The organism is Ruegeria sp. AI2 (assembly GCF_056541275.1).
In genome coordinates, this window is record NZ_JBQFYB010000059.1 from 1 (window position 1) to 1,217 (window position 1,217).

A 1,217-nucleotide genomic window follows, 5' to 3' on the forward strand; every position below is an offset into this window, starting at 1 on the left:
TGAGCAGCCCTATCTGACTGGTCCAGTTTGATTGTTAGTGCATGATTGGCCTGTGATCCATCGGGATGATGGTTTCCGGAGCCGGTGGGCGGTAGCCTAATGCGCTGTGTGGTCTCTTGGTGTTGTAGTGCTTCCTCCATTGTTCAATCAGGATTTGTGCTTCCCGCAGGGTGTAGAAGATTTCGCCGTTGAGCAGTTCGTCCCGGAACCGGCCATTGAAGCTTTCGCAGTATCCGTTCTCCCAAGGTGAGCCAGGCTCGATGTAGGCAGTTCTGGCACCGACGGCAGCGATCCAATCCCGAACCGCCTTTGCAACAAACTCGGGACCATTGTCGGAACGTATGAAGGCGGGAGGGCCTCGCAGGATGAACAGGTCTGTCAGAACATCGATCACGTCTATCGAGTTTAGCTTGCGCTTCACCTCGATCGCCAGGCATTCCCGACTGAACTCATCGATGATGTTCAGGGTCCGGAAGACTTTGCCATCATCTGTCCGGCAGTGAACGAAGTCATAAGACCAGACATGGTTCTGATACTCAGGCCGCAGCCGCACGCATGATCCATCGTTCAGCCAGAGCCGCCCCCTCTTTGGTTGTTTCTGCGGAACCTTCAGCCCCTCCCGTCGCCATAGTCGTTCGACACGGCCATCGCTGATCGACCAACCTGCCTCTCTGAGCAAGGCCGCAATCCGACGATAGCCGTATCGACCATACTGCCTGGCCAGTTCGATCATGTCGGCAACCAACCGATCCTCATCGACACGGCCTCTCGGGATGTGCCTCTGTGTGGACCGATGTTGTCCCAGCACGCGGCAGGCCCTGCGCTCAGACACCTTGAACTGGCTGCGCACATGATCGATGCAGGTGCGACGACGAGCGGGGCTTAGTAGTTTCCCTTTGCGGCCTCAGTCAGGATCAGCTTGTCCAAGGTCAGATCCGACACAGCTCGCCTCAGACGGTCATTCTCCTTCTGGAGCCGCTTCAGTTCCTTCAATTGATTCACGCCCATTCCCCCGTATTGCTTGCGCCAACGGTAATAGGTTTGCTCAACAACGCCGATCTGTCTGATTGCATCCAGACGGGGCATGCCTTGCCCCATCAACACTTCAACCTGCCGCAACTTCGAGACAATCTCTTCGGGCTTCGGTCGCTTGTTTGCCATTCTTGGTCCTCCGTTTCCTAAACATAGCGGTGGACCAGTTCAGTTGGGGAGGCTCA

Annotated in this window: 1 protein-coding gene; it reads right to left on the reverse strand. The window is 56.1% G+C overall.

Annotated features, from left to right (window positions below; all coding sequences use genetic code 11):
* Positions 1 to 34: 34 nt before the first annotated feature.
* Positions 35 to 1,161 (reverse strand): IS3 family transposase gene (locus ACR0LL_RS21125; RefSeq protein WP_480589262.1). Its coding sequence is split into 2 segments (ribosomal slippage): positions 35 to 897 and positions 897 to 1,161, totalling 1,128 coding nucleotides; the frame shifts between segments, so codons are not numbered across the junction.
* Between the last annotated feature and the right edge of the window lie 56 nt (positions 1,162 to 1,217).